Genomic DNA, 24202 nt, shown 5'->3' with positions numbered 1-24202 from the left:
GCTGCCTTGCCACCAGGGTGGCCCCGCCCTAATCCCGAAGCCGGAGGACACGCCATGGACCAGCACATCAGCACCGCCGATCCGCATGCCGAGATCCGCGAGGAGGTCGGCAAGCTCTGCGCCCGCTTCCCCGGCGAGTACTGGCGCCAGGTGGACCGTGACCGCGCCTACCCGACCGCCTTCGTCACCGCCCTGACCGAGGCCGGCTACCTCGGCGCGCTGATCCCGGAGGAGTTCGGCGGCGCCGGCCTGCCGCTGTCCGCCGCCGCGGCCATCCTCGAGGAGATCCACCGCTCCGGCGGCAACGCCGGCGCCTGCCACGCCCAGATGTACATCATGGGCACCATCCTGAAGCACGGCAGCCCGGACCAGAAGAAGCGCTACCTGCCGAAGATCGCGACGGGCGAGCTCCGCCTGCAGGCCTTCGGCGTGACCGAGCCGACCAGCGGCACCGACACCACCGCGCTGCGCACCTTCGCCAAGAAGGAAGGCGACAAGTACATCGTCAACGGCCAGAAGATCTGGACCAGCCGCGCCGAGCATTCCGACCTGATGCTGCTGCTGGCCCGCACCACGCCGCGCGGCGAGGTGGCGAAGAAGACCGACGGGCTCTCGACCTTCATCGTCGACATGAAGTCGGCGCTGGGCCGCGGCCTCACCATTCGCCCGATCCGCACGATGATGAACCACAACTCCACCGAGGTCTTCTTCGACAACATGGAGGTCCCGGCCGAGAACCTGGTCGGCATCGAGGGCAAGGGCTTCCGCTACATCCTCGACGGCATGAACGCGGAGCGGCTGCTGATCTCCTCCGAGAGCATCGGCGACGCCAAGTGGTTCATCAAGAAGGCGGTGGACTACAGCAAGGAGCGCGTGCTGTTTGGCCGGCCGATCGGGCAGAACCAGGGCGTTCAGTTCCCGATCGCCAAGGCCTATGCGCAGATGCGCGCCGCCGAGGCGCTGCTGCGGCTGGGCCTCGCCAAGTTCGAGGCCGGCCAGCCCTGCGGCGAGGAGGCCAACATGGGCAAGATGCTCTGCGCCGATGCGGCCTGGGCCGCCGGCGAGGCCGCCATCCAGACCTTCGGCGGCTTCGGCTTCGCCGAGGAATACGACGTGGAGCGGAAGTACCGCGAGGCGCGGCTCTATCAGGTGGCGCCGATCAGCACCAACCTGATCCTCTCCTACGTCGGCGAGCACGTGCTCGGCATGCCGCGGAGCTACTGAGCCATGGCGAGCCAACCGCTGAAGGGCCTGCTCGTCGTCTCGATGGAGCAGGCCGTCGCCGCGCCCTATTGCGCCAGCCGGCTCGCCGATGCCGGCGCGCGCGTCATCAAGATCGAGCGGCCCGAGGGCGACTTCGCCCGGGCCTACGATGCCGTCGCCCTCGGCCAGTCCAGCTACTTTGTCTGGCTGAACCGCGGCAAGGAGAGCCTCTGCCTCGACATCAAGGCCCCCGGCGACAAGGCGCTGCTGGAGACGCTGATCTCGAAGGCCGATGTCTTCATCCAGAACCTCGCCCCCGGCGCCATGGGCCGGGCCGGCTTCGGCAGCGCCCAGCTGCGGGAGAAATACCCGCGGCTGATCACCGTCGACATCTCCGGCTATGGCGACGAGGGCGAATACGCCTCGATGAAGGCCTACGACCTGCTGGTCCAGGCCGAGAGCGGCCTCGCCGCCATCACCGGCCGGGCCGAGGGGCCGGGCCGCGTCGGCGTCTCCGCCTGCGACATCGCCTGCGGCATGCACAGCCACGCGGCGGTGCTGGAGGCGCTGATCGAGCGCGGCATCACCGGCCGCGGCAAGGGCATCGCCGTGTCGCTGTTCGACGGCATGGCCGACTGGATGACGGTGCCGCTGCTGCAATTCGAGGGCACCGGCAAGACGCCGCCGCGCATCGGTCTGGCGCATCCCTCCATCTGCCCCTACGGCGCCTTCGAGACGAAGGATGCGCAGCTGGTACTGATCGCCATCCAGAACGAGCGCGAATGGGCCAGCTTCTCGGAACATTTCCTCGACGAGCGGGACCTGCCGAAGCAGGAGGGATTCCGCTCCAACAACGAGCGGGTGGCGCACCGGCCGATGGTGGACGCCCATATCGCCCGGATGTTCGCCAGCCTCGACCGCGATGCCTGCGCCGCCAAGCTCAAGCGTGCCAATGTCGCCTATGGCTTCGTGAACGACTGCGAAGGCTTGCGCGACCACCCGGCCCTGCGACGCGTGACGGTTGAGACTGAGCAGGGGCCTATCGCCATCGGCGCACCACCGGCTCGGCTCTCCGACGGGGCGCGCAACCTCGGGCCGGTGCCGTCCCTCGGCCAGCACAGCCTGGCCATCCGCGCCGAATTCGCGGCCTAACCGGTTGATTTCAGTAAGAAAAAAGACCCAAGGCCTGGGCGTCCCGACCTATGCGCTCATTCGAATGCTGCACTGCAAAAAGGCTCTTGCCAAAAGGCCGGGCCGGACCTAGATTGTGCATCGCAGCAACACGGCGGTTGCCGGGTTGTCTGTCTTTCTTGGACGTTTCCTCCCTAAACTCGGCGGTGGCGAAAGCCACCGCCCTTTTTTTGTCCGCAGACCGGGCTGCTCGGTGGCACGGCGCGGGCCCGGAGGCTCAGCGCAGGAAGCGCCAGTCCGCCGCCGCGAGCGTGGCGATCAGCCGGGTCAGATCCGCCTGCAGGCTCAGCATGCGGGGGAGCCGCTCGATCCGCGCCTCATCCATGTAGAGCGGCCTGGCGATCTCGATCTGCAGGGCATGCACGCCTTCGCGCGGACGGCCGTAGTGCCGGGTGACGTAGCCCCCGGCATAGGGGTCGTTGCGCCGCACCCGGTAGCCCATGCCCGAGAGGGCCTCCTCCACCAGCCGCGTCGCCCGGGGCGCACAGGCCGTCCCATGCGCATCGCCGAGCACGAAATCCGGCGGCGAAGCCGCCTGGGCCGGATGGGTCGGCATGGAGTGGCAGTCGATCAGCAGGCAGGTACCGAACTCCGCCCGGGTCTCGGCGATCAACGCCGCCAGCGCGGCATGGTAGGGCTGCCAGTACCGGCGGATCCGGTCCTCCGCCTCCTCGAAGCGCAGCTTGTGGCGATAGACGGGCTCCCCCGTCGCCACCACCCGGGCAATGGTGCCGAGGCCGGCGCCGACCCGCGGGCTGGCGGTATTCACCCAGGCCGGCAGCGGCCCGTCGAACATCCCGGGATCGAGCTCCCAGGGCTCGCGGTTCACGTCGCAGAAGACGCGGGGGAAGGTCGCCGCCAGCAGCGGCGTGCCATGCTCCGGCGCGGCGGCAAAGAGCTCGTCGACGAAGCCATCCTCGGACTTGCGCAGCGCCAGCGGGTCGAGCCGGGCGGCGGCGACGAATTCGGCGGGATAGGCCCGGCCGGAATGCGGCGAGGCGAAGATCACCGGGGCGCCATGCACGGCCGGGCGAGCCAGCCAATAGGGTGCCTGCCCCGCCTCGAGCGGTGGAATGCTGGTGAGATTGAGGGGAAGGTCCATTGGCACCCCGATCAAGCCACAGGTGCCGAGAACTGTCATCCTTTCTCGGCGGGAGTGGCTTGCCCCGGCGCAAAGAGCGGGCTAAACAGCCGCTCCGCGAGCGTGGGCGCATAGCTCAGCGGTAGAGCACTACCTTGACACGGTAGGGGTCACAGGTTCAATCCCTGTTGCGCCCACCACGCCGCGCTCTCCTTCCGACGTGGGCGTGGCCTAGCGGATCTGGCGGTCTGCGGCCGATCCCATTGGCATGGTGCCCGACCTGCTGCGGACCATCATCGCTTCCGCGGCAGCCATGTCCTGACGCCCTGCTCGCCCTGAAGACCAATTCCAGCGATCGGCTCTTCTTGCCCTGTTCGATTGCAGCAGGACTGGCGATTCCTAAAGGATACGGCAATCTATGGTTGTTTTTTAGAGATTTAGTTCGCGTCTACGCCCTGTCCGCGGTACACACCTCGCCAGGACATGGTCGGATCGTGACGATGCTCGCATCGACGACAGCGCAGGGCGGAACGGACGAGGCTCCACGCGGCGACCCGCTGCGGCGATGGCGCTGGGTCGTTCCCTCGCTCGCTGCCATCCTCATGCTCGGTGCGGCCGCGGCCACCTGGGGATACGTCGAGGCACAACGGATCGACGGCCAGGTCGACCAGGCGATGGCGGAGCGCGACAACGCCCGGCGCATCCTGCAGGCGGCCGTCGACCTCGAGAGCTCCTCGCGCGGCTTCCTGCTGAGCGGCAAGCAGGATCAGCTGGCCGACTACCACGCGGCGCTGCAGTTCTTCCAGCGCGAGCGCAACCAATCCATCGCCAGCATCGACCGCGGGCTGAACGAGCTGCGCGAGACCTCCCTGGTCGACGCGCTCGAGGTCGCCATCCGGACCCGGGCCCGGCGGATCGAGCACTACGCCTCCGGCGGCAGGGAGGCCGCGGTCAGCGGCACCCAGGCGGGCGAGGGCAAGCGGGCCACCGACGACATACGCCGCTTGGTTACCGTCTTCGTCTCCGACCGCGAGGCCAAGATCGCCCGGTGGCGCGCGGCGCTGGGCTGGCGGCAGACCGCGGTCGTCATCCTCGTGCTTCTCGGCACGCTGATCTCCATCGTCGCCCTCGGCGTCGCCCATCGGATCATCCGGCGCCGGCAGAGGGCGGCCGAACTGGCCCGCACCGCCTCGGACCGGCGCGGTCGCGAACTGGCGGCGCTGGTCGAGATGAGCGAGCTACTGCAGAGCGGGGTCGAAGCCAGCGACGTCCGCGCGGTGGTGGCCCATGCCGCCAAGCGTCTGCTGCCCGGCCTGTCCGGCTGGCTCTTCGCCTTCAACAACTCCCGCGACCGGCTGGACCTGGCCGCCTCCTGGAAGGGCGGCGACCAGCCCCTTGGCGTGGCCGCCTCCGAGCCGCCGGACCACTTCGCACCCTCCGAATGCTGGGCGCTGAAGCGTGGCCGGCCGCACCACGGCGACCCCTCCTCCGCCGACGGCGGGCTGGGCTGCGTCGCCTGTGCGGCCACCGGCAGCGGCCTCTGCGTTCCCATGGCGGCCCGGGGCGAGGTGCAGGGCGTCCTCCGAATCGCCTTCGGCGCCAATGCCCCGGCCCCGAGCGCCGAGCAGACGGCGCTCGCCACCGCACTGGGCGACAGCGTCTCCCTCGCCCTGGCGAACCAAGCGCTGCGGGAGCGGCTGCGCGGCCAGGCCCTGCGGGATGCGCTGACCGGCCTGCACAACCGGCGCTTCCTCGAGGAGGTGATGCCGCAGATCGAAGCGCAACTCGCCCGCGATGGCCAGCCCGTCGCCGTGCTGATGCTGGACCTCGACCACTTCAAGTCGATCAACGACACCCATGGCCATGCGGTGGGCGATGCCGTGCTGCACGCGGTCGGCGCGCTGCTGATCGACCAGCTCCGGCGCAGCGACGTCGCCTGCCGCTACGGCGGGGAAGAGCTGGCGGTCCTGCTGCCCGGATCCGACATCGAGCAGGCCGCGGAGCGGGCGGATGTGCTCCGCCAGGCGATCGCCGGGCTCAGCGGCTCGGCGGCACGGGCGCCGGGCAGCCTGCCCCTGCCCCCGATCACCGTCTCGATCGGCGTCGCCGCAGCCCCGCAGACGGCGCTCCGGCTGACCGACGCGCTGAAGGCCGCCGATGCCGCGCTGTACGAGGCCAAGCGCTCGGGCCGCAACAAGGTGACGGTGGCGACCGCCCGCAACGCGGTCACGCCGCCGCAACCCAAGCTCGGGATCGTCCGCAGCCTTTCGGCGGAATGACGCCCGGCCCGTGATGGATGGGCTTGCGGGGCAGCGCCGCTGGCGCCGCCCCGCCGCCCCTCAAGGCCTCTCGTTCGAGAAGACCACCGTGCCGCTGGCGCTGAACATGCCACCGACGCCATGGCAGACCGAGATCTTGGCACCCGCCACCTGCGCCGGTGCGGTGCCGCGCATCTGCCGCACGCTCTCCTGCAGGGCGAACATGCCGTACATCCCGGTATGGGTGTAGGACAGACCGCCGCCATTGGTGTTCAGCGGCAGCTTGCCGCCCGGCCGGGTATTCCCTTCGCGGATGAAGCCCGCCGCCTCGCCCGGCTTGCAGAAGCCGAGGTCTTCCAACCCGTACAGCGGCAGGTGGGCGAAGGCGTCGTAGATCATCAGGTGATCGACATCCTTACGGTCGATCCCCGCCGCCTCGATGGCCGTCGGCCCCGCCACGCGGAAGGCGCGCGAGGAGGAGAAGTCCTCCATCTGCGAGACCATGTTGGTCTCCACCGATTCGCCGGTGCCGAGGATGTAGACCGGCTTGGTCGGGAAGTCCTTGGCCCGGTCGGAGCTGGTCAGGATCAGCGCGCCGCCGCCGTCCGTCACCAGGCAGCACTGCAGGATGCGGAACGGGTAGGCGATCATCCGGCTGCCGAGCACGTCGTCGACGGTGATCGGGTCGCGGAACATGGCGCGCGGGTTCTTGCCCGCCCATTCGCGGGTGACGACGGAGACGGTCGCCAGGTCCTCGTGCGTCACGCCACGCGTCTTCATGTAGCGCAGCACCGGAATCGGGAAGAGCGTCGGCGGGCCGAAGGGGCCGTAGGGCACCTCGAACTGGCCGTTCAGGCTCTCCGGCTCGGGCGGGCGCGGCGTCGCGTTGATGCGCGAATTGCCGCTCTCGCCGTGGGTGATCAGGATGGTCTTGGCATAGCCCGCATGGATCGCCGCCGCGGCATGGCGGACGTGCAGCATGAAGGAGCAGCCGCCGACGCCGGTGCCGTCGACCCACTTCGGGGTGATGCCGAGGTAATGCGCGATCTGCTGCGGCATCATCGGGCCGACGCAGGCGACGCCGTCGATGTCGGACGGCTTCAGGCCGCATTCGGCCATGGCGTTCAGCGCCGCATCGGCATGCAGCATGATCTGCGACATGCCCGGCACCTTGCCGATCTTGGTCGATTCGGCGGCGCCGACGACGGCGATCTCTCCGCGACCGATCATCACTTGGACTCCTTCGCGGGCCGGAACAGCGGCAGGGTGATGGCCTCGTCCAGCGGCGTGAAGGCGACCTCCATCCTCATGTCGAGCACCAGCGCCTCGGGCGTTTGCGGGCAGTCGACGATGTTGGTCATCATCCGCGGCCCTTCCTCGAGCTCGACCACCGCGATGGCGTAGGGCGGGGTGAAGCCGGGCACCGGGCGGTGGTGGATGACGTAGCTGTGCAGGGTTGCGCGGCCCGAGGCCTCGAAGACCTCGACGTTGCGGGTTCCGGTATAGGGGCTGAAGGGGCGCGGCGGGAAATAGGCCTTCCCGGTGTCGCCGCAGCGCTGCAGCAGCAGCTTGCCGTCCTTGCAGCCATCCCAGAAATGCTTGGTTTCCGGCGTGGCCTTCGGCTTCGGCCGATCGGGTGCGAGCATGCCCGCGTTCCTCCTGTGGTTTGGTTGCGACGCGGCGCAGCCTGCCATGCCCGGCCGGGCGCGGCGAGGGGGCCACTGGGGATGCGGGGGTGCTACAGCGCGGTGGCGAAAGCCTCGGGCAGCATGGCGTAGCCTTCGCCGCGGCGCAGCAGATGCAGGAAGCCGGGGAAATGCATGTGCATCCCGGCGGTCGCCAGCCCGTCCGTCGCCACCATGTCGAAGACCCGCCGCCGCGTCGCCGCCGCCTGCACCGGGTCCACGTCGAAGGCCATGGTCACCTCGGGCCGCGGGATCTGGATCTCCGGCACATGGATGATGTCGCCCCAGATCAGCAGCGTCTCCCGGCCGGAGGCCAGCAGGTAGCCGCTGTGCCCCGGCGTGTGGCCCGGAAAGGGCATGGCGGTCACGCCCGGGAAGACCTCGCCGCCGGTGAAGGTCCGGGTGCGCCCGCGATAGGGTGCGGCCTGGTCCCGCGCCGCCTGGAAGTTCCGCTGCCGCCCCACCTCATCCGCCCGGGCCATAGCGGCGTCGTCATGCCAATGAGCCAGCTCGGCCGCATGCATCACCAGCTCGGCATTCGGGAAGAGTGCCTGCCCGTCCCGCGACAGCCCGTTGGAGTGGTCGGGATGCATGTGGGTCAGCAGCACGGTGTCGATGCTGCCCGGGTCGACGCCGGCCGCCGCCAGGTTGTCGAACAGCTTGCCGCCGGTCGCCGCCATCGCCGGGCCGCAGCCGGTATCGACCAGCGCCGTACGGCCGCCGGCATGGATCAGGAAGGTATTCACCGCGGTCCGCCGCGGCACCGGGCGGAAGGCGTCCCGCAGCAGCTGCGCCGCCTCCTCCGCCGGAATGTTCTGGATGACCGCCATCGAGCCGTCCAGGTGGCCGTCGCCGATGGCGGTGATGGTGATGTCGCCGACGCGGCGGTGATACACCGCCGCCACCTGCTGGGTCGGGATCGTCATGGGCTGCTTTGCGCCTCCTCCGGGAGGCGGCAGGCTAATCCGCCCTCCCGCTCCCGGCTATGCCCGGCGGATGTTGGCCAGGAATTCCCCGGCCCGCTGCCGCAGCGCCCCGGCATGGCCGGTCAGCCCTTCCGCCGCCCCCAGCAGCCCGGCCGAGGCCTCCCCCGTCTCCCGCGCGGCGCGCTGCACGTCCTGGATCCGCAGCGCCACGGCGGAGGTGCCTTCCGCCACCTGGCCGGCGCTGCGGGCGATCTCCTCGGTGGCGCTGCCCTGCTGCTCCACGGCGGCGGCGATCGCCGTGGTTACCTCGTTGATGCGCTCGATGGTGCCGCCGATCGACCGCAGCGCCGTCACCGCATGCCCGGTCGCCGCCTGGATGGCGCCGATCTGGCTGGAGATCTCCTCGGTCGCCTTGGCGGTCTGGCCGGCCAGCGCCTTGACCTCGCTCGCCACCACGGCGAAGCCCTTGCCGGCTTCCCCGGCCCGCGCCGCCTCGATGGTCGCGTTCAGCGCCAGCAGGTTGGTCTGGCCGGCGATGTCGCCGATCAGCCGCACCACGTCGCCGATCCGCTGCGCCGCCTGGGCCAGGCCCTGCACCGTCTCGTCGGTCGCCCGCGCCTCGGCCGCCGCGGCGCGGGCGACGGTCGCGCCCTCGGCCACCTGGCGGCTGATCTCGGCGACGCTCGCGGCCAGTTCCTCGGCGCTCGCCGCCACCGCCTGCACATCCCCGCCGGCCCGGTTGCCGGCCTCGGCCACCGCCCCCGCCTCCCGGTCGCTGGTCACGGCTGCGCCGGACAGCGCCTGGGCGGCGCCCTGCACCTGGGCCGCGGCCGATGCCACCGCCTGGACCACGCCGCCGATATCCGCCTCGAACCGGTCGGCCAGCCGGGCCTGGGCGGTGGCCAGGGACCAGACAAGCATGCTGCTGACGTAGTCGCCCCTGGCATCCCGGATGGGGCTGATCAGGAGATCGATCGTCTCCTCTCCCAGACGGATCCGCGCCTGGTGCGGCAGCCGGGCCGGGTCGGCGAGGATGCCGCGAATCCGCCCCGGGTGCCGGTGCATGACGTCGATGCTCTGGCCCAGGAGCTCGTGGGCCTTGCAGGGCAGCAAGTGCTCGATCGTCCCGAGCAGCGCCCGAGTCGCCGGGTTCATGCTGGTGACCCGGAAGTCGTCCCGCGGATCGGCGGTCATCACCGCCGAGGGCATCTGCTCCAGCATCTGCTGCTGGGCGAAGGCGCGCTGCACCGTCCCGCGCAGTTCCTCAAGCGCTCCGGCGATGCCGCCGATCTCGTCGGCGCGGTCCCGGTCCGGCACCACCACGTCGGCATTGCCGCCGGCGATGGCGCGGATGGTGCCCACCAGCCGCCGCAGGGGGGTGCCGATGGCCCGCGCATTGAGCCAGCCCGACAGCGCCAGCATCAGGGCGACCGCACCGCCGATCCAGAAGACGCTGCCCGCCAGGGCGGCGCCGCTCGCCGCGCTGGCCGCGGCCCGGGCCTGGGCCTCCGTCGCCAGCAGGGCCCCGACGTCGTTCACCGCCGCCTCGAGCCGTTCCCGCGCCGGGGTGCTGTGCGCGGTGCGGGCAGTGTTCGCCGCCTCCGCCAGCTGCACCATCCTGGTGGCCGATGCCGCCACCGCCGCGGCCACGGTGGTGATCCGCTGCAGGTCGTTGGCCGCGCCCGGCGCCACGGTGATGGAGCCCACCGCCCGCTGATGCACCCGCAGCTGCGCCGCCGCCCGCCGCACCCGCCGGGCCTGGCCTTCCTCCCCGGTGGCGAGGAAGCGCTGGGCGCCGAGCCGCACCTCGGCCACCACCGCATGGAAGACCGCCAGCCGCTGGCGCGCATCCTCCCGGGCCTCGGGCGGCACATCCAGCTCCATCATGCTGGAGACGGCCTCATAGGCCTGGTCGTAGTCGGCCCCGGCGCGGGCGAAGGTCTCGTCCCGCTCGGTGATGAGCTGCTGGCGCAGCGCCGACTGCTCCTGCGCCGAGGCGAGGTAGTCCGCCAGCGCCGTGGCCGCCTGCGCCAGCCTCTCCTGCACCGCCGGCTGCGGCGCCAGGCCCGCCGCCGCCGCCATCCGCCCCCGTGCCGCCTCGGCCTCCGCCACCATCGCCGCCGCACGGTCGTTCGCCGCCGCGACGGTCTGCGCCATCACCACCTCCCGCAGCAGGGTGGCGGTGCGGCCGGCATGGGTCGCGCCTTGCTGGGCGGCGAGCTGGGCTGCGGCGGCAGCCCGTTCCGCCTGCTGCTGTTCCCGGGCGGCATCGAGGTTGACGCTGACCAGGCCCACCATGCCCGCAAGCAGCAGCACGGCAAGGATGACGCTCGCGGCCAACTTCCGCCCGACCGATTGATCTCGCAACAGCCGCATGGATGGATCCCCTTGATTCGGCGACCCTGCACCTGGCCGCTTTAACAAGCGGCAAACGGCCACTCGACAGTGCTGCCGCCGCGCGGCACCTTCCGCCGCGCCGCCCATACCGCCAGAAGGACCTGTCATCGATGTTGTTCGACTTCGAGACGCTCTCGCCGCAGGACTGCTACAAGCTGGTCGTGTCCTCCGTGGTGCCCCGGCCGATCGCCTGGGTGGTGACGCAGGATGCCGCGGGCGTCACCAATGCGGCACCCTATTCCTTCTTCAACGCCTTTTCCTCGAATCCCGTGGTGGTCGGCATCGGCTGCGGCCCCAAGGCACCGGACGCGCTGAAGGACACCGCGGCGAATATCCGCGCCACCGGCGAATTCGTGGTCTGCCTGGTGCCGGAGACGGCGGTCCACCAGATGAACGCCACCGCGGTCGACTTCGAGCCGGGGGTGGACGAGATCGCCGAGGCCGGCCTCAGCCGCCTGCCTTCCGCCAAGGTCAAGCCGCCGCGCATCGCCGAAAGCCCGGTGGCGCTGGAATGCGTGACCTACCAGCTGGTTCCGGCGGGGGAGCATACCATCGTCCTCGGCCGCGTGGTCGCCGTGCACATCGCCGACGACTGCGTGCTGGATGCCGCCCGCTGCTACGTCGACACGCCGAAGATGAACCTGGTCGGGCGCATGCACGGCCGCGGCTGGTATGCCCGCACGACCGACCGCATCGAGGTGCCGCGCCTGTCGCTGGCGGAGTGGGAGGCGAAGAAGGCATCGCGCTAGCCGGCCCCGCCCTGCCGGCAGGCGCCTGAGGCTCGCCCGCGGTTGCCGAGTGCCCCCCTCGCCCCCGGAACGGCGCCCCGCGTGACAGCCAGCCATCCGCCGCGGCCTGCCGCGACCCGGGCGCCGCCCTGGGCGATGCTCGCCCTGCCGCTTGCCGGGCTTGTCGCCGCCCCGCTGCTCGCGGTCCTGGTCGCCGCCGCCGTGCCCGCGGGTGCGGTCTGGCGTCATATCGCCAGCACCACCCTGGCCGAGATGCTGGCCAATTCGGCCATGCTGGCGGTGCTGGTCGGGCTGCTGACGGCCTCCACCGGCGCCCTCGCCGCCTGGCTGGTCACCGCCTGCCGCTTCCCTGGCAGCCGGGTGCTGGAGCTGGCGCTGCTGCTGCCCATGGCCATGCCCGCCTATGTCTGCGGCTATGCCTATACCTGGGCCCTGGATGTCGCCGGGCCGGTGCAGACCGCGCTGCGCGACGCGACCGGCCTGCGCTGGGGCCAGTACTGGTTCCCCGAGATCCGCAGCCTGCCCGGCGCGGCCCTGGTGCTGGGCATGGTGCTCTACCCTTATGTCTACCTGCTCTGCCGCAGCGCATTCCAGCAGCAGAGCGGCGGGCTGATCGAGGCCTCCCGCACCCTCGGCCAATCCTTGACGGGGTGCTTCCTGCGCCTGGCCCTGCCCATGGCCCGGCCGGCCATCATCGGCGGCATGGCCCTGGCGCTGATGGAGACCCTGGCGGATTTCGGCACCGTGCAGCACTTCGGCCTGCGCACCTTCACCACCGGTCTCTACGAGGCCTGGTTCGGGCTCGGCGACCGCGGCGCCGCCAGCCAGCTCGCCGCCTGCCTGATGGGGCTGGTGACGCTGCTGCTGCTGCTCGAGCATCTCTCGCGCGGCGGCCGGCGCTTCCATCCCACCACCAGCCGCACCGCAGCGCCGCGGCCGGTGGCGCTGCGGGGCTGGCCGGCCGCGGCCGCCTTCGCCGCCTGCGCCCTGCCGGTCGCGCTCGGCTTCCTGGTCCCGGCCGGCGTGTTGCTGGTGCTGATGCTGCAGGTCGGCGACCCGCTCGCCCCCGGCCGCTTCCTGCCCTTCGCCCGGAACTCGCTGCTGCTGGCCGCCGGCGCCGCGACGCTGGCGGTCCTGCTCGCCGCGCTGCTGGCCTGGGCGGCCCGGCTGCACCCGCGCCCGGCGCAGCGGGCGGCGCTGCGCCTGGCCGGCCTCGGCTATGCCATCCCCGGATCGGTCATCGCGGTCGGGACGCTGGTGCCGCTCGGGCTTTTCGACAATGCGCTGGATGCCTGGATGCGCCACCATCTCGGCCTCTCGACCGGGCTGCTGCTGTCGGGCGGGGTGGCAGCGCTGATATTCGCCTATCTCGTGCGCTTCCTCGCCGTCGCCCTCTCCGCCGTCGAGGCCGGCCTGGCCCGCATCCGGCCCAGCCTGCGGGAGGCTGCCCGGGTGCTCGGCGCGACGCCCGGTGCCGCCGTGCTGCGGGCGGAGCTGCCGCTGGCCCGCGGCAGCCTGCTGACCGCCTTCCTGCTGGTCTTCGTCGACACCATGAAGGAGCTGCCCGCCACCCTCATCATCCGCCCCTTCGACTTCGACACCCTGGCCGTCCGGGTGCATAGCCTGGCAGCCGACGAACGCCTGGCCGAGGCCAGCACCGCGGCGCTGCTGATCGTCGTGACCGGACTCCTGCCGGTGCTCGCCCTGACCCGGGCGATGCGGCGCGGCTGAGAGGGAGGCAGCCTCCTGGCGCGGGCGCCAGGATCCCAGCGATCAATTCGCCCTGCACCATTCTACTTTTTGTTGCCATACCGATCCGAGTGCGGCATTCAGCCTTGTAACAGTTCGGATAGTTAAAGCATCGGTGCTTGTTTTGGTGGTTTACTCGCGCTTAGGTTGTGTCCGGTTTGGGAGTTGAAGCAATCTGGGACGTTTCATCAGACCTGTACTGAACGGTGGTGCCCAACCCCATGCCCAACCTGGCGACAGATTTCAGCTTTGGCCTATTCAACGTCGATTCCCTGGCCCCGCATGGCGTCTGCCTGCTCTGGCGGCCAGAACTGATCTGGCTGCATTTGGTCTCGGATGCGCTGACGGGCCTCGCGTACTGGTCCATCCCGATCGTCCTCCTCGTTGTCGCCATCCGTCGCCGCGACCTCGTCCTCCCCTGGGCGATCGAACTCTTCGCCCTGTTCATCCTGGCCTGCGGCGCCACCCACTTCCTGTCCATCTGGACCCTCTGGCATCCGGATTACGGCGTGCAGGGCGCGGTGAAGGCGATCACCGCCCTGGTCTCCGTGGTGACCGCCATCGCCCTTTGGCCGATGCTGCCGCGGGTGCTGGCGCTGCCCTCCTCCGCCGCCCTCGCCGCCGCCAACGCCGCCCTCTCGGCGGAGATCGCCGAGCGTCAGGATGCCGAGAGGCGCCTGGCGGGCTTTTTCGAGCATTTGTCCGACGCGCTCTTCGTGGTGCGCGAGGACGCCGGCGGTTTCCTCTTCGAGACGGTGAATCCCAGCTTCTGCCGCCTCTTTGGCACATCGCGCGAGGCGATCGAGGGGCGCGAGCCGGCCCGCCTGCTCGAGGACGCGGCCGCCGCCGAGCTGCTGGCCGCCTTCGCCGGCTGCCTCGCCTCCGGGATGGCGCGGGATTGGGACAGCACCGTCGCCACCGCCTCCGGCACCCGGCATTGGCACACCGTCCTGGTGCCGCTCCCGGCCACCGAGGGCGAGCCGAGGCGCCTGCTCGGCAGCCTCCGGGACGTGACCGCCGTGCGCCGGCTCCAGGCCGACCTGGTCGAGGCCGCCCGCCGCGCCACCATCGGCGCCATGTGCGCCGGCGTCGCGCATGAGATGAGCCAGCCGGTCAATATCATCAGCCTCTGGGCCGACCGCGCCCGCGGCACCATGGATGCGGCGGCCGACCGCCCGCGCAAGGCGATCGGCGTCATCCTCGGGCAGACCCGCCGGCTCGGCGCGCTGCTGGAGCGCATGCGCGAGCTGTCGCGCGAGACGCCGGGCGAAGCCGGGACCTTCGATGCCGCCGTCGCCGCCGGCGCAGCGGTGGAGGTGGCGCGCCGCGCCTGGGCCCTCGACCGGGTCGAGATCAGCTACGAGGCCACGGGCCCGGTGCCGGTGCATGGCCGCGCCGCGCAGTTCGAACAGGCGTTGCTCAACCTGCTGGAGAATGCCAAGGACGCGGTCCTGCGCCGGCGCCGCAGCGAGCCGGAAGCCCCGGCCCAGATCCAGGTCACCCTGCAGGCCGGTCCGCAGCCGGGCCAGGTCACCCTGGCGGTGCAGGACAGCGGCGGCGGCGTGCCGGCTGCGCTCGGCAGCCGCATCCTCGAGCCCTTCGTCACCTCGAAGGACCCCGGCGAGGGCACCGGGCTCGGCCTGCCCATCGCCGCCGGCATCCTCCGCGACATGGGCGGCCGGCTCGGCTGGCTCAACCGCGGCGCCGGCGCCGTCTTCCAGGTGGCGCTGCCCCTGGCGACACCGCCCGAGGAGCGTCCGGCATGATGACCCCGTTGCGCGTGCTCATGGCCGAGGACGAGTGGCTCGCGGCCGAGGTGATCGAGGAGGGGCTGGTCGATGCCGGCTTCGAGGTCCTGCCGGCGCAGGACGGCGAGGCGGCGATGGAGCTCGTCTCCGCCGGCGCCGGCTTCGACGTGCTGCTCACCGACCTGCGGATGCCGCGGCTGGACGGGCGGGAGCTGATCGCCCGGCTGCGGGCCAGCCGGCCCGACCTGCCGGTGGTGGTGATGACCGGCTATCCCCCCGTCGGCGGCACCGCCGGACTGCACGACGGCAGCGCCCCGCTCACGCTGCTGACCAAGCCCATCGAGCTCGGCACGCTGATCGATGCCCTGCGCTCGGTGGCCGGTCAGGGCTGACCCGGCCGGCCGGAAGGCCTCAGTGCTGGTCGGGAGCCGGGGCGCTGTTCAGCAGGATGTAGCGCTCGATCCCGATCAGCTTGATCAGGTCGAACTGGCGGTCGAGGAAGTCCACGTGCTCCTCCTCGTTGGCCAGGATCTTGAGCAGCAGGTCGCGGGAGACGAAGTCGCGCACGCTCTCGGCGTAGGCGATGCCCTCGCGCAGGTCGGCGGTCGCCTTGTCCTCGATCGCCAGGTCGGCGCGCAGGATCTCCTCCACCGACTGCCCGACCATCACCTGGTTCAGCCGCTGCACGTTGGGCAGGCCGCCGAGGAAGAGGATGCGCTCGATCAGCCAGTCGGCGTGATGCATCTCCTCGATCGATTCCTTGTATTCATGCTCGCCCAGCTTGGTCACGCCCCAATGGCGGAGCACGCGGGCATGCAGGAAGTACTGGTTGATCGCGGTCAGCTCATTGGTGAGCTGGGTGTTCAGATGCTCAATGACCTTGGGGTCGGCTTTCATCGGGGTCAGCTTTCACGGCGGGGCCGGTACGAATTGAAGCCACGGGCGACGCGGCCCGTGGCGATGGTGGCACCTTAGCAGGCGGCGGCGCTCAGGAGGCCTGGGATTGCGCGGCCGTACCGTTCGTCGCGAGGTCGCGGATCATGCCGAGGATCATCCGGGTGCAGGTGCCGCACTGCGCCTTGCAGGCGCAATGGGCATAGACGTCGCGCGGCTTGCGGGCGCCCTTGGCCACCGCATCCGCCAGCTGCGTGTCGCTCAGGGCATTGCAGAGACAGAGGATCATCGGCTCGTCTCCCGCCCGCTCAGCGCCAGCCCGCGCGCTGCATGATCTGCAGCGCCGGCCCGGCATTGGTGTTGGTCCGCTCGGCATCCACCGGCTCGGGCCGGAAGCTGCCCATGGCGGCGAGCGCCGGGTGCAGCGGCGCGGCGGCCACCGCCGGGTACTCCATGTTGCCCAGGGCAAAGGTCGCCTGCGCCGAATCGCCGGTGAGATACTCGAGGAAGCGGGTGGCCGCCGCCCGGTTCGGCGCCGTCTTCACCAGCCCGGCGCCGGAGACGTTCACGTGGGTGCCGCGGTCCCCCTCGCCCTGGTTCGGGAAGATGACCCCGATCCGGGCGAACAGCGCCTTGTCCTCGGGCCGCTCGGAAGCGCCGATGGCGGCGAGGTAGTAGGTATTGGCGATGGCGAGCCGGCACTGCCCGGCCGGGAGGGCGCGGAACTGGTCGCGGTCGCCGCCCTGCGGCGGGCGGGCCAGGTTGGCGGCGAAGCCGCGGGCCCAGGCCTCGGTCCGCTCCGCCCCGTCGGCGGCCAGGATCGAGGCCGCGAGGCTGGTGTTGTAGGGATGGCTGGAGCTACGGACGCAGATCTGCCCCTTGAAGCGCGGCTCGGCCAGATCCTCGTACCGCGTCAGCCCTTCCGGGGCACCGCGCTCGCGGTCGTACATCACGACGCGGGCCCGCTTGGAGACGGCGAACCACATGCCCTCGGGATCGCGCAGCCCGGCGGGGATCCGCGCCTCGATCACGCCGGAGCGGAAGGGCGCCAGCACGCCGGCATTGGCGGCCCGGGCCAGCCGGGCGGCATCGACGGTGATGAAGACATCGGCCGGGCTGTTGGCGCCCTCGTTGCGGATGCGCTCGATCAGCTGGTCGGCATCGCCCTCGATCAGCCGGACCCGGATTCCGGTCTCCTTGGTGAAGGCCTCGTACAGGGCCCGGTCCGAGTCATAATGCCGGGAGGAGTAGAGGTTCACCTCCCCGGCCGCCGCGGCGGGGCGGGCGCCCCAGGCCAGCAGGGCGGCGGCGGCGAGGCCGAGCAGGCGGCGCGGCGGACAGGCGGGCATGCAGTCTCTCCGGGCTGATGCGGCAATTGATAAAGCTAATGAGAACCATTCGCAAGCGCTTCCCGCCGTCCAGGGCAGTATGCGGACCGGGACCCTCGCCGCCCGGATTGGCCCGGCGCAGGCCGCGCCTCAGCCCGGATGCAATCCCCGCAGGAAATGCGACCGCCCGGCGGCGGCGGCCATCAGCAGGGTATGGTCGGACCCGCTCAGCAGGAACCGCGCCCCGAGCCGGACATAGGCGGCCGCCCAGGTCTCGTCGTAGACCCCGCCCATGCCCATCACCTTGCCCGCCCCGGCGCAGGCCGCCGCCACCGTGGCATAGGCGGCCTGGACATCGGGGTGGCCGATCTGCCCGGCGATCCCCATGGAAGCCGTCAGGTCCGAGGTGCCGATCAGCAGCACGTCGATTCCCGGCACCGCGGCGATCTCGGCCGCATTGGCCACCGCCTCCGGCGTCTCGATCATGCAGGCGACCAGGATGTTCCGGTTCAGCTCGGCCTGCGCCTCGGCGGTGCCCGGCGGCCGCAGGTTGTAGGCGAAGGGCGGGCCGCCCCAGGACCGGGTGCCGAGCGGCGGGAAGCGATAGGCCGCGGCCACCACCCGCGCCTCGGCCGCGGTATCCACATGCGGCACCACCACGCCCATGGCGCCGTTGTCGAGCGCCCGGGTGCCTTCGAACAGCGCATCCTTGCAGCAGCGGACGATGGGGGTGATGCCCTGGCCGAGCGCGGCGATGGCGATCTGCGTCGCCTCCTGCACCGAGGTCGCGCCATGCTCCATGTCGATGAAGAGCCAGTCGTAGCCGGTGGCGGCGGCGATCATGCCGACCGCGCTGCCGCGCAGGTGGTGCACCCCGAAGCCGAGCGCCAGCTCACCCGCGGCCAGCCGCAGCTTGGCGTGATTGGGCACGATGGCCATGGCGGTTCCCCCGTTCGTTGGGGGAAGCGCACCACGCAGCCGGCGCCGCGTCAATCGGCCCCCTCGGGCCCCGGCCGGTCAGGCCGCGCGGCGGCGCTTGCCGAGCCGCGCCACCCCCGCCAGCCGGCGGTCGAGGAAGGCCATGGCCGCGGCGATGTCGGGATCGTCGTCGCGGGTCCAGAAGGCGAGGGTCGCGCCATAGACCGCGGCCAGGGTCGCCCGCCGGGTATACCAGGAGAAATCGGCCGAGCTGTCGCCGGCGGCATGCCACATGGCATCCACCGTCGCCGCCGTGGTCCGCAGCGCGACCGGGGCATTCCAGGGCAGCGCCAGCAGGCTCAGCGCCCGGCGCAGCGCCGGCTTATGCGGCGCGGTGGCGGCCAGCCGGAGCTCGACCACCCTTCGGATGCGCGCGGGCACCCGCAGCGCGGCGACGTCCTCGGCCGCCGCGGCGGCGGCCATGTCCCGGTTCGCCAGATCGATCCAGCCGGCGACGGCACCGGTGGCGCCGGTCGGGAACCAGCTCTCGGCCAGGGCCGGATCCTCGCCGGCGGCGGCCAGGCCGGCGCGGATGGTCGTCCAGTTCCACCCCTCCGTCCCGGCCAGCGGCAGCATGGCGCGGATGGCGGCATCGCGGGCGGGGCTGCTCTCGGTCATCGCGGCTGGCTCCCGGCCGCCCGGGCCAGTTCGTCGGTGAAGCCGAAGAGCGACAGGTCGGGCATGCGCATGGGGTAGAGGATGCCGTCGAGATGGTCGGTCTCGTGCTGCATGACCCGGGCGGTCATCGCCTCCGCCTCGCCCTCCACCGGCTCGCCCTCGGCATCGAGTCCGCGGTAGCGGATCCGCCGCGGCCGCAGCACCGAGCCGCGCAGGCCAGGGATGGACAAGCAGCCCTCCCAGGCCTGCTCCGTCTCCTCGCCGACCGGCGTCAGCTCCGGGTTGACCAGCGCGGCGACCCCGGTCGGCCCGCGCCAGACGAACAGCCGCAGCGGGACATGCACCTGCGGCGCCGCCAAGCCGATTCCGGCGGCATCCAGCATGGTTTCCGCCATGTCGGCGATCAGCCGGCGGATCTCCGGATGGGTCGGGTCGTCCACCGCCTCCGCTTCCCGCAGCAGGACCGGGTGCCCCATGCGGGCGATCTTCAGTATGGCCAAGGCGCGCCTCCGTGCGGCAGCAGGTGGCAGCAAGTTAGGGATGCCGGGCAGACTGCGGGAGGGGGCTTCCACCGCCACCGGCACCTATGTTAGGCTCAACCTCTCCGCATCAGGGTGGGGATGGCGAAGGTGGTCCGGGTGATCCGGGCCGCCTGCAGCTGCGCTCCTGACGCGGCGATTCTTATTTCCCGCCAAGCCACAGGAGGTTGGGCCGCGTGCAAGTCGTCGTCCGTGACAACAACATCGACCAGGCGCTGAAGGCGCTCAAGAAGAAGCTGCAGCGCGAGGGTGTGTTCCGCGAGATGAAGCTGCGCCGGCACTACGAGAAGCCGTCCGAGCGCCGCGCCCGCGAAGCCGCCGAGGCCGTCCGCCGCGCCCGCAAGGTCGAGCGCAAGCGGCTGGAACGCGAAGGCTTCTGAGCTTCCGACGCGGCGCGAGCCGGGTCCTGACGACGACTATGCAACCGCGGCACGGGGCAACCCGGGGACCGCGGTTTTGCATGTTCGGGCTGCTGCTGGCCCTGGCCGGACCCGCTGCCGCCGAGCCGCCTCTGACCGGCTACCTCGTGCAATCCGCCTGCCTCGACGAGGCCGGCACGCCCATCCCCGGCCGGCTGCCCTTCGAGCCCGGCTGCGACCGGACCCGGCCGCTGCGCATCGGCGAGCCCCTGCCCTACCGCAAGCACGACTGGCCCGGCACCGCCGAGGCCGCCCTGCCGCAGGGCTACCAGGCCAGCGACTCGCTGCTGGGAAGCCTGCGCGGCGTCCCGGCGGCCATCCAGACCTTCGACTTCGGCAATGCGCCGCGCGCCTTCGGCCGCCAGGACCCGGGCGACGGCGGCCAGGTGATCCCGCTGCCCCCCGGCGGGGAGGCCGCCGTGGCCATGACCGAGGACGGCGGCGGCGGCGCCCAGTGGTTCCAGTCGGCCGAATGCCGGCCCGGCTGGCTCGTCGCCATCCCGCCGCTCCCGACGGAATGGCAGCAGCGGCTGGTCGGCCTCGCCATCACCACCGGGCCGGAGGCCTGTCCCGCCCGCGTCAACCCGAGCCTCACCCGCTGGCGCCGCGCCGCCATCGACCTGCCCTGGCGCGAGGCGGCCGATGGCCGCACCGGCGCCGCCCGGGTGGAGGTGCTGGTCTCCGAGCATTTCAGCGGCACCGCCATCCCCCTGGCCGATCACCTCGAGCGCTTCTGGTTCGCCCAGGGCCTTGGCCTGGTCCGCTGGGAGCGCTGGGAGAATGCCGCCCGCAGCGCCCTGGCCGGCCGGGACGCGATGGCCGAGCTCATGGCCCGCTCCCGCCGCTGCCCGCCGATCGCCCATGGCGAGGCGCCCGATGCGCGCTGGCAGATGGTCGATTGCCGCAGCTGGACAAACATGGTGCGGGCGCCCTCCGCAGCGCTGGACTGGCCGGCGCCGGAGCTCCGCTGACGGGCGCCGCGGCAGCGGGGGCTTCAGTTGGGGGGCCATGCGGGGCAGAGTGTCCCGGGGACTCCAGGAGAAGCAGATGTCGGCATCGCAGGCGGCCATGCAATTGCATTGGTCCTCCCGTTCACCCTTCGTGCGGAAGGTCATGCTGGCGGCGCATGAGCGCGGCCTAGCGGACCGGATCGAGCGCATCCCCACCGTGGTGGCCCTGACCCGGACCGACCGCGAGCTGCTGCCGCGCAACCCGCTCGGCCGCATCCCGACCCTGGTGCTGCCGGATGGCCGCGTGCTCTTCGACAGCGTGGTCATCTGCGAATACCTCGACACCCTCGGCGAGGCGCCACCGCTGTTCCCGGCCGGCCCGGGACGCCTCGACGCGCTGCAGCGCCATGCGCTCGGCACCGGCTTCATGGAGATGCTGCTGCTCTGGCGCGGCGAGGTGCTGCGCGAAGTGCCCTCCCCGATCATCATCGAGGGCTTCGGGCTCAAGCGCGACGCGGTGCTGGCGGCGCTCGAGCCGATGGTCCCGGTGCTGGAGGCGACGCCCTACGACATCGGCCACCTGACCATCGGCGCCAGCCTCTCCTACCTCGACTTCCGCTGGCCGGAGGCCGGCTGGCGCGCGACGCATCCGGCGCTGGCTGCCTGGCACGCCGGCTTCAGCGCCCGCCCCGCCGTCGTCGCCACCGCCCATATCGACGCCTGAGGAGCCACGCCGTGCAGGAGCTGCGGATCGGCGACGTCACCATCACCAGCATCGTCGAACGGGACGGTCCCTGGCGAACCCCGGACAGCATGTTCCCGGCCTACGACCCCATCATCGGCGCCCGGCACCTGGCCGAGATGGACCCTGTCGTCTTCGACCAGGCGAGCGGCCGCATGGTCATCACCTACCAGACCTTCGTCATCCGCACCCCGAAGCACACCATCCTGGTCGATACCTGCACCGGCGAGGACAAGGGCTATCCGCCGCCGATGGACTTCCCGAAGCAGCCCTGGCTCGACGGCTTCGCCGCCGCGGGACTGCGCTTCGAGGACATCGACTACGTCTTCTGCACCCACCTCCACATCGACCACTGCGGCTGGAACACAAGGCTGGTGAACGGCCGCTGGGTGCCGACCTTCCCACGCGCGAAGTATGTCTTCCACAAGGGCGAATACGCCGCCTGGGAGGAGGCGACGGCGCGCGGCGCGCAGCCGCCCGGCAATGTCTGGACGTACAATTGCGAGCCGGTCGTCGCCGCCGGCCAGGCGCTGCTGGTCGACGATGATTTCTCGCTCGACGATACCGTCTGGCTCTCCCCCACCCCGGGCCATTCGCCCTGCCATTGCTGCGTGAACATCTCCTCCGGCGGCCAGCGCGCCGTGGTCACCGGTGATCTGATGCATCACGCGCTGCAGGTCCGCGAGCCCGGCTGGTCCACCATCTTCGACTGGGATGCGAAGCAGGCCGCCGAGAGCCGCCGCGGCTTCCTCGCCGAGGTGGCGGAGACGCCGGTCGTGGTGCTGCCGATCCACTTCCCCGGCGCCACCGCCGGCCGGGTCAGCGCCGGCGCCGACGGCTTCCGCTACAATTTCCTGAAACCATAAGAAGCGAGGAAACGCCCATGGCCCGCCTGCCCTACCTGGAGAAGGCCGACCTCAAGCCCGAGGACCAGGGGCTGCTGTCGCGCGACATCAACCTGTACAAGACGCTGGTCCACAACCCGGATGCGATGCGGGCCTTCTCCGGGCTCGGCCAGTACATCCGCTACAAGACCAAGCTGGATGCGCGGCTGCGCGAGCTCGCCATCCTGCAGGTCGGCTGGCTGGCGCGCTCGCCCTATGAATGGTCGCATCATGTGAAGATCGGCTACGACTTCGGCGTCACCGATGGCGACATCGAGGCCCTGATCCTCGAGAGCGGCGGCGGCACCAGCGGCCTCGAGCCCCTGGCGCGGCTGGTGCTGAAGGCGGCGCGGGAGATCCACGACGGCCCCGGCGTCCACTACGACACCTTCGCCGCGCTGCGCGCCGAGCTGCCGAACGACTGCATCATGGACCTGGTGGTCACCTGCGGCTTCTACTGCGCCGTGGTCCGCACCCTCGCCTCCTTCGAGATCGACGTGGAGGAGAGCTACATGCCCTATCTCAGGAAGTACCCCTTCCCGGTCTGAGGCCGGGCTGCGGGGGCGCCTCCCCCCGGGCAATTCTTCCCTGGGCAACCGCCGCAAGCCATGGGATGACCAAGCACCGAAGCCGTACCCCAAGGGAAATGGACGCCATGAGCGCGACGCAGCCTGCCCGGAAGCCCCGAGGCCGCCAGTTCTTCGCCAATCCCGGTCCGACCAACATCCCGGATTCCGTGCTGCTCGCCGGCGCGCACCAGACCATGGACTTCAACGACCCGAACTTCATCGAGGTCTACGACGGCTGCATCGCCGGGCTGAAGCGCATCCTCAAGACCGAGCAGAACATCTTCCTCTACACCGGCTCCGGCCACGCCGCCTGGGAAGCCTGCCTAGTCAACCTGCTCTCGGCCGGCGACACCATCCTGATCATCGAGAGCGGCTACTTCTCGATTTCCTGGGCCAAGATGGCCGAGGACCTCGGGATGGAGGTCCGCACCGTCGAGGCCGACTGGCGCCGCGGCGTCGACATCGCCGCGGTGAAGGCGGCGCTCGCCGCCGACACCGGCCATGCCATCAAGGCGGTCTGCGTCGTCCACAACGAGACCGCGACCGGCATGATGATCCCGGTACCCGAGGTCCGCGCCGCGATCGACGCCGCCGGCCACCCGGCGCTGCTGATGGCCGACACCATCTCCTCGCTCGGTTCGCTCGACTTCCGCATGGATGAATGGGGCGTCGATGCCGCGGTCGGCGGCAGCCAGAAGGGCCTCATGCTGCACACCGGCATGAGCTTCAACGGCGTCTCGAACAAGGCGATGGAGGTCCACAAGACCTCGAAGCTGCCGAAGCACTACTTCAACTGGACCAACATGCTGGCCCGGCCGCACAAGAGCTTCGTCGGCACCGTGCCGATCAGCTTCTTCTACATGCTGCAGGAAGCGCTCCGGCTGATCGAGCAGGAGGAGGGGCTGGAGAACGTCTTCCTTCGCCATTCCCGCCTGGCCCGCGCGGTGCGCGCCGCGGTGCAGCACTGGTCCGGCAACAACGGCCCGCAGCTCTTCTGCCTCAACCCAAGCCGCTACTCCGACAGCGTCACCGCCATCATGATGCCCGAGGGCGTCAACGCCGATGCCCTGCGCGCCATCGCCCTGCAGAAGTACAACGTCTCGCTCGGCGGCGGGCTGGGGCCGCTCGGCGGCAAGGTCTTCCGCATCGGCCACCTCGGCGACCTGAACGAGCCGATGATCCTCGGCACCCTGGCGACGGTGGAGCTGGCGATGAAGGTCGCCGGCGTGCCGCATGCCCCGGGCGGCGTGGCGGCGGCGATCGCGTCGCTGGCGGAGTAAGTTAGGGTCGGGGC

At 71.1% G+C, this 24202-nt stretch carries 24 protein-coding genes and 1 tRNA gene; 14 read left to right on the top strand and 11 right to left on the bottom strand.

Annotated features, from left to right (window positions below; genetic code table 11):
* Positions 1-54 precede the first annotated feature (54 nt).
* Together QWZ14_RS26095 and QWZ14_RS26090 are read left to right on the top strand one after the other, a co-directional pair.
* Entirely contained in the window at positions 55-1224 is a 1170-nt protein-coding gene (locus QWZ14_RS26095) for an acyl-CoA dehydrogenase family protein (RefSeq protein WP_290319936.1), read from the top strand.
* Between the two features lie 3 nt (positions 1225-1227).
* The gene (locus tag QWZ14_RS26090) at positions 1228-2355 is read left to right on the top strand and encodes a CaiB/BaiF CoA transferase family protein (protein ID WP_290319935.1); all 1128 of its coding nucleotides are present in this window, start codon (positions 1228-1230) and stop codon (positions 2353-2355) included.
* Between the two features lie 256 nt (positions 2356-2611).
* Here the strand turns inward: QWZ14_RS26090 and QWZ14_RS26085 are convergent, their stop codons facing one another.
* Complete coding sequence (locus tag QWZ14_RS26085) at positions 2612-3496, bottom strand: N-formylglutamate amidohydrolase (protein ID WP_290319934.1); 885 nt, start codon at positions 3494-3496, stop codon at positions 2612-2614.
* 104 nt (positions 3497-3600) lie between these two features.
* Here QWZ14_RS26085 and QWZ14_RS26080 point away from each other — a divergent pair.
* Positions 3601-3675: transfer RNA gene (locus tag QWZ14_RS26080), tRNA-Val, on the top strand.
* A 300-nt stretch (positions 3676-3975) separates the two neighbouring features.
* Positions 3976-5754: a diguanylate cyclase gene (locus QWZ14_RS26075; protein WP_290319965.1), complete on the top strand. Its 1779-nt coding sequence runs from the start codon at positions 3976-3978 to the stop codon at positions 5752-5754.
* A 60-nt stretch (positions 5755-5814) separates the two neighbouring features.
* Here QWZ14_RS26075 and QWZ14_RS26070 read toward each other — a convergent pair whose 3' ends face one another.
* From QWZ14_RS26070 to QWZ14_RS26055, 4 genes are all read right to left on the bottom strand, one after another.
* Positions 5815-6963 (bottom strand): thiolase C-terminal domain-containing protein, encoded by a 1149-nt coding sequence (locus QWZ14_RS26070; RefSeq protein ID WP_290319933.1) that lies wholly within the window; start codon positions 6961-6963, stop codon positions 5815-5817.
* Positions 6963-7379 carry a Zn-ribbon domain-containing OB-fold protein gene (locus tag QWZ14_RS26065; protein ID WP_290319932.1) on the bottom strand — a complete coding sequence of 139 codons (417 nt, stop codon included), beginning with the start codon at positions 7377-7379 and terminating at the stop codon, positions 6963-6965. The genes QWZ14_RS26070 and QWZ14_RS26065 overlap by 1 nt, the downstream gene beginning before the upstream one ends.
* 92 nt (positions 7380-7471) lie before the next feature.
* Positions 7472-8344 (bottom strand): MBL fold metallo-hydrolase, encoded by an 873-nt coding sequence (locus tag QWZ14_RS26060; RefSeq protein ID WP_290319931.1) that lies wholly within the window; start codon positions 8342-8344, stop codon positions 7472-7474.
* A gap of 57 nt (positions 8345-8401) precedes the next feature.
* Positions 8402-10720, bottom strand: coding sequence for a methyl-accepting chemotaxis protein (locus tag QWZ14_RS26055; RefSeq protein WP_290319930.1), 2319 nt, complete (start codon positions 10718-10720; stop codon positions 8402-8404).
* 131 nt (positions 10721-10851) lie between these two features.
* Between QWZ14_RS26055 and QWZ14_RS26050 the strand changes: the two genes are divergently transcribed.
* From QWZ14_RS26050 to QWZ14_RS26035, 4 genes are all read left to right on the top strand, one after another.
* Positions 10852-11490: a flavin reductase family protein gene (locus QWZ14_RS26050; protein WP_290319929.1), complete on the top strand. Its 639-nt coding sequence runs from the start codon at positions 10852-10854 to the stop codon at positions 11488-11490.
* Positions 11491-11571: 81 nt separating this feature from the next.
* The gene (locus tag QWZ14_RS26045; protein ID WP_290319928.1) at positions 11572-13221 is read left to right on the top strand and encodes an ABC transporter permease; all 1650 of its coding nucleotides are present in this window, start codon (positions 11572-11574) and stop codon (positions 13219-13221) included.
* Positions 13222-13448: 227 nt separating this feature from the next.
* Complete coding sequence (locus QWZ14_RS26040) at positions 13449-15005, top strand: sensor histidine kinase (RefSeq protein WP_290319927.1); 1557 nt, start codon at positions 13449-13451, stop codon at positions 15003-15005.
* A complete protein-coding gene (locus QWZ14_RS26035; RefSeq protein WP_290319925.1) occupies positions 15002-15379 on the top strand; it encodes a response regulator in 378 nt (125 codons plus the stop codon). Before QWZ14_RS26040 ends, QWZ14_RS26035 begins: the two co-directional genes overlap by 4 nt.
* A gap of 19 nt (positions 15380-15398) precedes the next feature.
* On the opposite strand, the gene bfr is transcribed toward QWZ14_RS26035, so the two are convergent.
* The 6 genes from bfr to def form a co-directional block, all read right to left on the bottom strand.
* The gene (gene bfr / locus QWZ14_RS26030; protein WP_290319924.1) at positions 15399-15884 is read right to left on the bottom strand and encodes a bacterioferritin; all 486 of its coding nucleotides are present in this window, start codon (positions 15882-15884) and stop codon (positions 15399-15401) included.
* Positions 15885-15975: 91 nt separating this feature from the next.
* Positions 15976-16170 carry a (2Fe-2S)-binding protein gene (locus QWZ14_RS26025; protein ID WP_290319923.1) on the bottom strand — a complete coding sequence of 65 codons (195 nt, stop codon included), beginning with the start codon at positions 16168-16170 and terminating at the stop codon, positions 15976-15978.
* A 19-nt stretch (positions 16171-16189) separates the two neighbouring features.
* Entirely contained in the window at positions 16190-17230 is a 1041-nt protein-coding gene (locus QWZ14_RS26020) for an extracellular solute-binding protein (protein ID WP_290319922.1), read from the bottom strand.
* Between the two features lie 129 nt (positions 17231-17359).
* Positions 17360-18148: an HpcH/HpaI aldolase family protein gene (locus QWZ14_RS26015; protein WP_290319921.1), complete on the bottom strand. Its 789-nt coding sequence runs from the start codon at positions 18146-18148 to the stop codon at positions 17360-17362.
* 78 nt (positions 18149-18226) lie between these two features.
* Positions 18227-18805: a COQ9 family protein gene (locus QWZ14_RS26010; protein ID WP_290319920.1), complete on the bottom strand. Its 579-nt coding sequence runs from the start codon at positions 18803-18805 to the stop codon at positions 18227-18229.
* A complete protein-coding gene (def, locus tag QWZ14_RS26005) occupies positions 18802-19305 on the bottom strand; it encodes a peptide deformylase (protein ID WP_290319919.1) in 504 nt (167 codons plus the stop codon). Before def ends, QWZ14_RS26010 begins: the two co-directional genes overlap by 4 nt.
* Before the next feature lie 215 nt (positions 19306-19520).
* Here def and rpsU point away from each other — a divergent pair, with 215 nt between their 5' ends.
* The 6 genes from rpsU to QWZ14_RS25975 all read left to right on the top strand — a co-directional run bounded on the left by rpsU (position 19521) and on the right by QWZ14_RS25975 (position 24188).
* Positions 19521-19724 (top strand): 30S ribosomal protein S21, encoded by a 204-nt coding sequence (gene rpsU, locus QWZ14_RS26000; RefSeq protein ID WP_007006360.1) that lies wholly within the window; start codon positions 19521-19523, stop codon positions 19722-19724.
* Between the two features lie 80 nt (positions 19725-19804).
* A complete protein-coding gene (locus QWZ14_RS25995) occupies positions 19805-20734 on the top strand; it encodes a hypothetical protein (protein ID WP_290319915.1) in 930 nt (309 codons plus the stop codon).
* Positions 20735-20810: 76 nt separating this feature from the next.
* On the top strand, positions 20811-21437 hold the full coding sequence (locus QWZ14_RS25990; RefSeq protein WP_290319914.1) for a glutathione S-transferase family protein: 627 nt from the start codon (positions 20811-20813) through the stop codon (positions 21435-21437).
* A gap of 11 nt (positions 21438-21448) precedes the next feature.
* Positions 21449-22321 carry an MBL fold metallo-hydrolase gene (locus tag QWZ14_RS25985; RefSeq protein WP_290319913.1) on the top strand — a complete coding sequence of 291 codons (873 nt, stop codon included), beginning with the start codon at positions 21449-21451 and terminating at the stop codon, positions 22319-22321.
* A gap of 17 nt (positions 22322-22338) precedes the next feature.
* Positions 22339-22887 carry a carboxymuconolactone decarboxylase family protein gene (locus QWZ14_RS25980; protein WP_290319912.1) on the top strand — a complete coding sequence of 183 codons (549 nt, stop codon included), beginning with the start codon at positions 22339-22341 and terminating at the stop codon, positions 22885-22887.
* A gap of 107 nt (positions 22888-22994) precedes the next feature.
* Positions 22995-24188, top strand: coding sequence for a pyridoxal-phosphate-dependent aminotransferase family protein (locus QWZ14_RS25975; RefSeq protein ID WP_290319911.1), 1194 nt, complete (start codon positions 22995-22997; stop codon positions 24186-24188).
* The last annotated feature ends 14 nt before the right edge of the window (positions 24189-24202 follow it).

Source organism: Paeniroseomonas aquatica (assembly GCF_030409335.1).
Taxonomy (GTDB): Bacteria; Pseudomonadota; Alphaproteobacteria; order Acetobacterales; family Acetobacteraceae; genus Belnapia; species Belnapia aquatica.
This window is presented reverse-complemented; position numbering and strand designations above follow the sequence as displayed.

Bases quoted from the DNA above. Each gene is read 5' to 3' on its own strand.
- QWZ14_RS26020 (WP_290319922.1), bottom strand. From the start codon at position 17,230: ATGCCCGCCTGTCCGCCGCGCCGCCTGCTCGGCCTCGCCGCCGCCGCC.
- QWZ14_RS26055 (WP_290319930.1), bottom strand. From the start codon at position 10,720: ATGCGGCTGTTGCGAGATCAATCGGTCGGGCGGAAGTTGGCCGCGAGC.
- QWZ14_RS26010 (WP_290319920.1), bottom strand. From the start codon at position 18,805: ATGACCGAGAGCAGCCCCGCCCGCGATGCCGCCATCCGCGCCATGCTG.
- QWZ14_RS25980 (WP_290319912.1), top strand. From the start codon at position 22,339: ATGGCCCGCCTGCCCTACCTGGAGAAGGCCGACCTCAAGCCCGAGGAC.
- QWZ14_RS26070 (WP_290319933.1), bottom strand. From the start codon at position 6,963: ATGATCGGTCGCGGAGAGATCGCCGTCGTCGGCGCCGCCGAATCGACC.
- QWZ14_RS26025 (WP_290319923.1), bottom strand. From the start codon at position 16,170: ATGATCCTCTGTCTCTGCAATGCCCTGAGCGACACGCAGCTGGCGGAT.
- QWZ14_RS25990 (WP_290319914.1), top strand. From the start codon at position 20,811: ATGTCGGCATCGCAGGCGGCCATGCAATTGCATTGGTCCTCCCGTTCA.
- QWZ14_RS25975 (WP_290319911.1), top strand. From the start codon at position 22,995: ATGAGCGCGACGCAGCCTGCCCGGAAGCCCCGAGGCCGCCAGTTCTTC.
- QWZ14_RS26095 (WP_290319936.1), top strand. From the start codon at position 55: ATGGACCAGCACATCAGCACCGCCGATCCGCATGCCGAGATCCGCGAG.
- QWZ14_RS26035 (WP_290319925.1), top strand. From the start codon at position 15,002: ATGATGACCCCGTTGCGCGTGCTCATGGCCGAGGACGAGTGGCTCGCG.
- QWZ14_RS26065 (WP_290319932.1), bottom strand. From the start codon at position 7,379: ATGCTCGCACCCGATCGGCCGAAGCCGAAGGCCACGCCGGAAACCAAG.
- QWZ14_RS25995 (WP_290319915.1), top strand. From the start codon at position 19,805: ATGTTCGGGCTGCTGCTGGCCCTGGCCGGACCCGCTGCCGCCGAGCCG.
- QWZ14_RS26075 (WP_290319965.1), top strand. From the start codon at position 3,976: ATGCTCGCATCGACGACAGCGCAGGGCGGAACGGACGAGGCTCCACGC.
- QWZ14_RS26090 (WP_290319935.1), top strand. From the start codon at position 1,228: ATGGCGAGCCAACCGCTGAAGGGCCTGCTCGTCGTCTCGATGGAGCAG.
- QWZ14_RS26085 (WP_290319934.1), bottom strand. From the start codon at position 3,496: ATGGACCTTCCCCTCAATCTCACCAGCATTCCACCGCTCGAGGCGGGG.
- QWZ14_RS26060 (WP_290319931.1), bottom strand. From the start codon at position 8,344: ATGACGATCCCGACCCAGCAGGTGGCGGCGGTGTATCACCGCCGCGTC.
- QWZ14_RS26050 (WP_290319929.1), top strand. From the start codon at position 10,852: ATGTTGTTCGACTTCGAGACGCTCTCGCCGCAGGACTGCTACAAGCTG.
- QWZ14_RS26015 (WP_290319921.1), bottom strand. From the start codon at position 18,148: ATGGCCATCGTGCCCAATCACGCCAAGCTGCGGCTGGCCGCGGGTGAG.
- bfr (WP_290319924.1), bottom strand. From the start codon at position 15,884: ATGAAAGCCGACCCCAAGGTCATTGAGCATCTGAACACCCAGCTCACC.